Below are 8,219 nucleotides of genomic sequence, written 5' to 3'. Positions count from 1 at the left end.
CCCCCGGGAGGTTCCGGGGCCGCGACCCCGGGAGAGCGCGACGATCACCGTCCCACCCTCAGGAGGTTTGCCGCATGGCACCCAGCAGCAAGCGCCCCCGCTCCGGCGCGTCCGCAGCGACCGACACCGCCGCTGCGCAGGAGCCCGCCCCGCACGTCCGGGTGGCGGTGATCGGCTCCGGCTTCGGCGGCCTCGGCGCCGCGGTCCGACTGCGTCGCGCCGGGATCACCGACTTCGTGGTGCTGGAACGGGCGGACTCCGTCGGCGGCACCTGGCGGGACAACAGCTACCCCGGCTGCGCCTGCGACGTTCCCTCGCACCTCTACTCCTTCTCCTTCGCGCCCAACCCCGACTGGCCGCGCAGCTTCTCCGGCCAGCCGGACATCCGCGCCTACCTGGAAAAGGTCGCCACCGTCTTCGGTCTCCGCCCCCACCTGCGCTTCAACACCGAAGTACTGGAAGCCCGCTGGGAGAGCGAGCAGACCCGCTGGCGGATCACCACCTCGGCCGGCCAGTGGACCGCCGACGCCGTCGTCTCCGCCGCCGGACCGCTCGCCGACCCGCAGATCCCCGACCTGCCCGGACTGAGCGGCTTCCCCGGCAAGGTCTTCCACTCCTCCCGCTGGGACCACGACTTCGACCTGACCGGCAAGCGCGTGGCGATGGTCGGCACCGGCGCCTCCGCCGCCCAGATCATCCCGTCGATCCAGCCCGGGGTCGGCAAGCTGACGGTCTTCCAGCGCACCCCGGCGTGGGTGCTTCCCCGTCGCGACCGCGAGATCACCCAGCTGGAGAGGTGGCTGCACGGCCGCCTGCCGGTCACCACGAAGATCCGCCGCGGCACGCTCTTCGCCCTCCGGGAGATCCAGGTCGACGCCTTCGTGCGCCGCCCCGGGCTGCTGCGCCTGGTCCAGCGGCTCGCCGAGCGGCACATCGCCCAGGGCGTCCGCGACCCGGAGCTGCGCGCCAGGCTCACCCCGGACTACCGGATCGGCTGCAAGCGCATCCTGCTCAGCAACACCTACTACCCGGCCCTCGCGGCGGCCAACACCGAGGTCGTCTCCTCCGGCCTGCGCGAACTGCGCGGCTCCACCCTGGTCGCGGCCGACGGCAGCGAGCACGAAGTGGACGCCATCGTCTTCGGCACCGGCTTCCACGTCACCGACATGCCCATCGGCGCCCGGGTGTTCGGCGCCAATGGCACCAGCCTGGCCGAGGAGTGGAAGGACGGCATGGAGGCGCTGCGCGGCTCGACCGTGCACGGCTTCCCGAACCTCTTCTTCGTCATCGGGCCCAACACCGGCCTCGGCAACAGCTCGATGATCCTCATGATCGAGTCCCAACTGAACTACATGATCGACGCGTTGACCACGCTCGGCTCGATCGGTGCCGCCGCGATGCAGCCCACCGCGCGCGCCCAGCGGCAGTGGAACCTCGAACTCCAGCACCGGATGGACCGCACCGTCTGGACCACCGGCGGCTGCCTCAGCTGGTACCTCGACCCGAACGGCAAGAACACCGTGCTCTGGCCCGGCTCCACCACCTCGTTCCGCCGGGCCACCCGCAAGGTCGACCTCGGCGAGTACGAGCTGATCATGCGCGCCGCACCGGCCGCCACCCGCACCACCGCCCAGGAGGTCTCCGCGTGAGCGCCCGGCTGCCCGAGGACTACGAACCGCCGCGTCCGGTGGAGGAGTTGAGCGTCCGGTCGGCGGACGGCATCCGGCTGCACGTCGAGGTGCACGGCCGGCCCGGAGCGCCCACCGTGGTGCTCGCCCACGGCTGGACCTGCTCCACCGCCTTCTGGGCCCCGGTGATCCGCCGGCTGTCCGACCGCTACCGGGTGGTGGCCTACGACCAGCGCGGCCACGGGAACAGCGAGATCCCGCCGAGCCGGGCCCGCTACTCGACCCGGGCGCTGGCCGAGGACCTGTCCGCCGTACTCGCGCGGACCGTTCCGGCGGGCGAGCGGGCCGTGCTCGCCGGGCACAGCATGGGCGGGATGACCATCATGGCCGCTGGCGGCCGCCCCGAGGTCGCCGACCGCACCGCGGCGGCCGTCCTGATCTCCACCGGGCCGGGCGACCTCGTGGCGGAACTCACCGTCCTGCCACCGGCCGTACGACCCCGGGGCCTGCGGCGCTTCCTGCACCGGCAGCTGCTGCGCTCCCGGATGCCGCTCGGGCCGGTCTCGCCGGTCAGCCGGGTGGCGCTCAAGTACGCCACCATGGGGCCCGGTTCGTCCGCCGGCCAGGTCGAGGCGACGGCCCGGATCGTGCACGCCTGCCCGACCGCCGTCCGCGCCAACTGGGCCGCGGTGCTGGACCGGCTGGACGTCCACGCCGGGCTCGCCCGGCTCGCCGCGCCCACGGCGGTGGTGGTCGGCACCGGCGACCGGCTGACCCCGCCGGTGCACGCCCACCGGATCGTCGCCGAACTCCAGGACGCGCAGGGGCTGTTGCTGCTGCCCGGGGTCGGCCACATGTCGCCGCTGGAGCGCCCGGACGAGGTCGCCGCCGAGATCCACCGGATGGCCGCCGCGTACCTGGCGTCCGCGCCGGCCGGTGCTGCTTCGGCCGGTGCTGCTTCGGCCGGTGGTGCTCCCGCCGGTGCTGCTTCCGCTTCCGTCGATGAGAGGACCGCCGTCGCATGAACGCCATCCCGCCGTTGTCCGCGCAGGTCGTCGTCGTCACCGGTGCCGCGCGCGGCGTCGGTGCGTCGCTGGCCCGCAAGCTCGCCCGGCGCGGGGCCAAGGTCGCCCTGCTGGGACTGGAGCCGGAGGAGCTGAAGGCCGCCGCCGCGCAGTGCGGGCCGTCCGCGAGCAGCTGGGAGGTGGACGTCACCGACCTCGACGCGCTGGAGGACACCGCCCGGCGGATCAAGGAGCACTACGGTCGGATCGACGCCGTCGTCGCCAATGCCGGGATCGCCATCGGCGGTCCGCTGGCCGACAGCGACCACAAGGCGTTCAGCCGGGTCATCGAGGTCAACCTGCTCGGCAGCGTGGCCACCGCGCGGGCGTTCCTGCCGGCGCTCGCCGAGAGCCGCGGCTACCTGCTCCAGATCGCCTCGCTCGCGGCGCTGACCCCTGCGCCGCTGATGAGCGCGTACTGCGCCAGCAAGTCCGGGGTGGAGGCCTTCGCCCACTCGATCCGTGCGGAGGTGGCCTACCAGGGGGTCAAGGTCGGTGTCGGGTACCTGAGTTGGACCGACACGGACATGGTGCGCGGGGCCGACCAGGATGCCGTGCTGAAGCAGATGCGCTCCCGGCTGCCGTGGCCGGCGAACAAGACGTATCCGCTGGAGCCCGCGGTGGACCGGATCGTCGCCGGGATCGCCCGCCGGTCCGCCCACGTCTACGCGCAGGCCTGGCTGCGCGGGATGCAGCCGGTCCGCTGGCTGCTGCCGTCCCTGATCGCGGTGGTCGGCTCCCGGGACGTGGCCCGGATCGCACCCCAGCTCGCCGCCACCGCGGCGAGCCGCCTGCGCGCCGTCGGCGCCGGGGGCGCGGCGGACACCGCGGCCCGGGGGCGCCGGAGCGGCGCGGGCGACTGACGGGTGAGGACTGAGGGCTGAGGGCTGAGGGCGAAGGGCCTACGGCGGACAGCTGACAGCCGACGGACGACAGCGAACAGATGACGGCTGACAGCTGACAGATTTTGAAATCTGTCAGCTGTCGTCCGTTCGCCGCTCACCCGCCCCCTCCGCGATCCCCGCCAGCGTCTCCAGCGCCCGCGCGAGCACCGGCAGCGGCGGGGACGCGAGCCCGACCCGGACGGCGGAGGGCGAGCGCCGGGGGTCGACGGCGAAGGCCGCCGCGGGCGTCACCGAGATCCCGGCACGCGCCGCCTCCGCGACGAAGGCCTCCGCCCGTCGGCCCGTCGGCAGCTCCCACCACAGGTAGTACGAGCAGGGGTCGGACCGCAGCCGTCGTCCCGTCAGCACCTCGCGGGCCAGCAGCTGCCGGGCCCTCGCGTCGGCCCGCTTCGCCGCCTCCACCGCGGCCAGCGTGCCGTCCCCGATCCAGCGCACCGCCGCCTCCAGTGCGAAACCGCTCGGCGTCCACCCGCCCGAGCGCAGCGCCCCCGCCACCCGCTCGCGCAACGCCGCCGGGACGACCGCGAACCCGGTGGTCAGCCCCGGGGCGAGCCGCTTGGAGAGGCTGTCCACGAGCACGGTGCGCTCCGGCGCGAGCGCGGCCAGCGGCGCGAGCTCGGGTCGCAGGAAGGACCAGATGGCGTCCTCGACCACCGGCAGGTCGAGCCGTCGCAGCACCGCGACGAGTGCCACCGCCCGCTCCTGCGGCAGGCTCGCGCCGAGTGGGTTCTGCAGGCGCGGCTGGACGTACACCGCGCGCAGCGGCCCGGCCCGGTGGGCGGCGGCCACGGCCTCCGGCAGCAGTCCGTGCTCGTCCACGGCCAGCGGCACCAGTACGATGCCCAGCCGATCCGCCACCGCCTTGACCACCGGATAGGTCAGCTCCTCCACGCCCAGCCGCTGCCCGGGCGGCACCAGCGCGGACAGGGCCCCGGCGATGGCCTGCCGCCCGTTGCCGGCGAACAGCAGTCGCTCCGCCCCGACCTCCCAGGAGCCGGCCGACACCAGGCCCGCGAACGCCCGCCGGGCCGCGACCGTCCCGGCCGCGCCGACCGGCCGCAAGGCGTCGCCCAGCGCGTCCGGACGCAGCAGCGGCGCCAGGGCGCCCGCCAGCAGCTCGGCCTGCCCGGGGACGGAGGGGTAGTTGAGCTCCAGGTCCACGGGGGCGGAGGCCGGCTCCGCGAGCGGCACCCGGGTGCCGTCCGGTGCGCGCCCGGCCCGGACGAACGTCCCGCGCCCGACCTCCCCGACGGTCAGCCCGCGCCGGGCCAGTTCCCGGTAGACGCGTCCGGCGGTCGAGTTGGCGATGCCCCGGCTGCGCGCGAAGGCGCGCTGGGTGGGCAGCTGCTGGCCGGGCCGCAGTCGCCCGTCCGCGATCTCGGCGGCGATCCGGTCGGCGATCAGGCGGTAGTCGTCCATCGGCGGTCGGCCTCCAGAGGTCCCTCGTTGCTCGCGGACTCGCGCGCCGGCCAAGCGCCGGTCCACGCGACGGCCCATGCGCCGGCTCACGCGGGGCCCCGGCCCACATTGCACCGAGTGCAAAGTCATCATTGCATCGACCCAATGGTCCGTCCTAGCCTCCTCGCATGGACGCGTTGACATCGGCCGTGGACGGCCGGGCCGTACTCGGGATCGCCGCCGTGGCCCTGGGCATGGTGCTGTCGCCCGGGCCCAACATGATCTACCTGGTCTCGCGCTCGATCGCGCAGGGCCGCCGCGCCGGGCTGATCTCGCTGACCGGGGTCGCGGCCGGCTTCCTGGTCTACCTGGTCGCGGTGACGGCGGGAGTGGCCGCGGTGTTCTCCGTGGTGCCCGCCCTCTACACCGTGATCAAGCTGGCCGGCGCCGGGTACCTGCTCTGGCTGGCCTGGAAGGCGGTCAAGCCGGGCGGCACGGCGGTCTTCGCCCCGCAGCAGCTGCCGCCGGACCCGCCGCGCCGGCTGTTCGCGATGGGCTTCCTGACCTGCCTGCTCAACCCCAAGATCGCCATCATGTACATCTCGCTGCTGCCCCAGTTCGTGGCCCCGGAGCGCGGCCACGTCGCGGTGCAGAGCCTGCTGCTGGGCCTGGTTCAGATCGCGATCGCGATCACCGTCAACGGCCTGATCGCGGTGAGCGCGGGCGGCATCGCCGCCTTCCTCAACCGCCGCCCCGGCTGGCTGCGGATCCAGCGCTACGCGATGGGCACCGTCCTCGCCGGCCTCGCCGTGCACATCGCCGCCGACCGCGCCAAGGCCGTGGCGGTCTGAGAGCCGAGGCCGTAGCGGTCCAGGTGCGAGATGCTAGGTGCTACGGCCGGTGGCGGTCCGCAGCACCTCGTACCCCGCCTGGACGAAGCGTCCGCCGCGCTTCGGGCCGGTGTTGGCGAGGGCCGCCACGGCGGTCGCGCCCGTCGGAGAGAACCCGACGAAGGCGGTGAACCCCCGGGTCGCGCCGGTGTGGAAGTACAGCTCGCGCCCGCCCGAGCGGCGGTGGTTCCACACCAGGCACAGCTCGTCGGGGGAGTGCGGAAGTCGCAGCCTGACCCGTTGGACCTCGGCCAGCGGCGTACCCAACTCGCCCTCCTCCAGGCCGAGATGGGCCTGGAGGTAGCGCAGCAGGTCGCTTCCGCTGGCCCGTACCGCGCCCGCGCCCGGCAGTCCGGGGATCCGCCAGGTCGGCATCGCCCGTCCACGCCGGTAGCCGGTCGCCCGGCTCGGCGAGTCCGGCGAGTCCGGCGCGCAAGTGGTGGCATCGAGTCCCAGCGGCACCAGGACCCGCTTGGCGAGCAACTCCCCGTACGGCAGTCCGCCCGTCTCGGCCAGCAGTCGCCCGAGCAGTCCGACCCCGTAGTTGGAGTACCGGTACATGCTGCCGGGCCTGCCGCGCACGGTGGTTCGGGCCAGGGCGGCTCTCAACCGGTCGTCGCCGAACGCCGCGTACGGGTTGGTCTGCCAGGTCGGCACGGCTCCGGCGAGCAGTCCGGGTGGCAACCCGGGCAGCCCCGAGGTGTGGGTGGCGAGGTGCAGCAGCCGGATCGGCTCGGCGGAGCGGACGGTCATCGGACGCCAGTCGGGCGGCAGTCGGTGTTCGACCGGGTCGTCGAGGGCGAGTTCGCCGCGCGTGGCCAGGTCGGCGAGCAGCAGCGCGGTGAACGTCTTGCTGACCGAGCCGAGTTCGAAGACGGTGTCCGGGGTGCATGCCGCCGCCCGCCCTCGCGCGAGGCGCCCGAAGCATCGCACCTCGCCCTGCCCTTCGCGCGCCACGGCCACGGTGACCGCGGTCGCGTACGGCGCGGCCGCCCGCACTGCCGCACGGACGGCCGTGTCGAGTTCGTTCATGCGGCCGCGATGTCGGCGGTGTCGGCGCCGTCCGCGCCGTCCGCGCCGCCGAGTGCCCGGGAGAGTGCGACCGTCGAGGCCACGACCGCGACCACGGCGGTGTGTTCGTGTGCGCGGATGGCCAACTCCTCGTCGTCCTCGATCGGTTCGTTGTCCCGGGGCACCAGGCCGTCCGCCCGCTGCACCGAGGCCAGGGCCTCCCAGCCGGACCGCCCGGTGATGGGTTCCCCGATGCACGAGTCGACGATCAGCAGCTCGCCGACCAGGTCCCACTCGCCGATCTCCAGCCAGATGTCGAGCCAGACCGGCAGCCAGTCGTGCAGGTAGTCCCGCATCGGTTCGGGCAGGTCCTGGGGTCGGGCGCCCCAGTCGGTGAGGTGGAAGACGGTGTGGGTGACCTGGTAGGCGGTGGACCAGGAGACGGTCCAGGGTTCGGGGAGCGCGCCGAGCCAGGTGCGGGCGGCGAGCGCGGCCCAGTCCGGCCGGTGGCTGAGTCCGATGATCCGACGCGCGTTGGCCACGGCCAGCTGTCGGCTGCCCTGGATCTCGACGGCGTGCACGGCCCGCAGCCGGCTGAGTGATTCGAGCAACTCCTCCAGTGCGGCGTGCCGGTGGCCGAGCCGGGCGAAGTGGGCGTACGTCTCCAGCGGGTCCGTGATGGTGACGTACCGCAGCTGGCGCTCGTAGAGCATGTCGCCCTCGCGCAGCTGGCCCCAGGCGGTCGTGAGGAGGTCGCGCGCGGCATGGATGTCGTGCGGTCCGGCGACCCCGTCGCGCAGCACCAGGGAGGAGGCCATCGCGACCTCGCAGAGCGGCTTGTAGATGTCGTCCGGTTCGGAGAGGTTGATGACGCTGTTGTCCGCGAACGTGCCGTAGCTGCCCTGGTACGACGTGTGCAGCCAGGACAGCGCGCGGGTGCCGAGCTGTTGGGCGATGGTGAGTGTCTGGGTGTCGGTCATGCCGGGATTCCCTCCAACAGGCGCTGGGCGACGGCGAGTTCGAGTCGCGTCCGGACGGCTCCGATGCCGACCAGGCGGGTCCGGTCCAGGACCGGTTCGACCTCGAGCCGTGGCGGGAGCCCCTCGGCGCTCGTCCAGGCGAGCCAGCGGGCGAGCCGTACGGCGGTGGTGAAGTCCCGTCGGAGCATGGAGCGGACGGTGCCGTGGGCGAGGTGCAGGGTGCCGGAGCGGGCGGCGTCGTGCACCGGACCGTCCAGTCCGGGCAGCGCGAGCACGGACAACTGCGCCATCCGTACCGACCAGGACTGCCAGCCCAGGTCGGCCGGTCCGGGCATGGGGGAGG

The 8,219-nt window shown here is 73.8% G+C and carries 7 protein-coding genes and 1 pseudogene; 4 read left to right on the top strand and 4 right to left on the bottom strand.

Going from position 1 to position 8,219, the window contains the following annotated elements:
• Positions 1-74 precede the first annotated feature (74 nt).
• Genes ACIQOV_RS16185 through ACIQOV_RS16175 form a run of 3 tightly spaced genes read left to right on the top strand, consistent with a single transcriptional unit; the run spans position 75 to position 3,555 of the window.
• Positions 75-1,649 carry a flavin-containing monooxygenase gene (locus tag ACIQOV_RS16185; protein WP_401049030.1) on the top strand — a complete coding sequence of 525 codons (1,575 nt, stop codon included), beginning with the start codon at positions 75-77 and terminating at the stop codon, positions 1,647-1,649.
• Positions 1,646-2,653, top strand: coding sequence for an alpha/beta fold hydrolase (locus ACIQOV_RS16180; RefSeq protein WP_401049028.1), 1,008 nt, complete (start codon positions 1,646-1,648; stop codon positions 2,651-2,653). Before ACIQOV_RS16185 ends, ACIQOV_RS16180 begins: the two co-directional genes overlap by 4 nt.
• Positions 2,650-3,555, top strand: coding sequence for an SDR family oxidoreductase (locus ACIQOV_RS16175; RefSeq protein ID WP_401049026.1), 906 nt, complete (start codon positions 2,650-2,652; stop codon positions 3,553-3,555). The genes ACIQOV_RS16180 and ACIQOV_RS16175 overlap by 4 nt, the downstream gene beginning before the upstream one ends.
• A gap of 114 nt (positions 3,556-3,669) precedes the next feature.
• Here ACIQOV_RS16175 and ACIQOV_RS16170 read toward each other — a convergent pair whose 3' ends face one another.
• The gene (locus ACIQOV_RS16170; RefSeq protein ID WP_401049024.1) at positions 3,670-5,016 is read right to left on the bottom strand and encodes a PLP-dependent aminotransferase family protein; all 1,347 of its coding nucleotides are present in this window, start codon (positions 5,014-5,016) and stop codon (positions 3,670-3,672) included.
• A gap of 167 nt (positions 5,017-5,183) precedes the next feature.
• On the opposite strand from ACIQOV_RS16170, the gene ACIQOV_RS16165 reads away from it, so the two are divergent.
• Complete coding sequence (locus ACIQOV_RS16165) at positions 5,184-5,846, top strand: LysE family translocator (protein ID WP_401049022.1); 663 nt, start codon at positions 5,184-5,186, stop codon at positions 5,844-5,846.
• Positions 5,847-5,879: 33 nt separating this feature from the next.
• Here ACIQOV_RS16165 and ACIQOV_RS16160 read toward each other — a convergent pair whose 3' ends face one another.
• The 3 genes and pseudogenes from ACIQOV_RS16160 to ACIQOV_RS16150 all read right to left on the bottom strand — a co-directional run.
• Positions 5,880-6,917, bottom strand: a complete 1,038-nt coding sequence (locus ACIQOV_RS16160; RefSeq protein WP_401049020.1) for a serine hydrolase domain-containing protein — start codon at positions 6,915-6,917, stop codon at positions 5,880-5,882.
• The gene (locus tag ACIQOV_RS16155; RefSeq protein ID WP_401049018.1) at positions 6,914-7,876 is read right to left on the bottom strand and encodes a DUF6895 family protein; all 963 of its coding nucleotides are present in this window, start codon (positions 7,874-7,876) and stop codon (positions 6,914-6,916) included. The genes ACIQOV_RS16160 and ACIQOV_RS16155 overlap by 4 nt, the downstream gene beginning before the upstream one ends.
• Positions 7,873-8,219, bottom strand: a pseudogene (locus tag ACIQOV_RS16150) (hypothetical protein); the annotation flags it as partial. The pseudogene ACIQOV_RS16150 and the gene ACIQOV_RS16155, both read right to left, overlap by 4 nt.

It is taken from the genome of Kitasatospora sp. NPDC091257, from assembly GCF_044757675.1.
Lineage (GTDB): Bacteria > Actinomycetota > Actinomycetes > Streptomycetales > Streptomycetaceae > Kitasatospora > Kitasatospora lactacystinica.
This window is presented reverse-complemented; position numbering and strand designations above follow the sequence as displayed.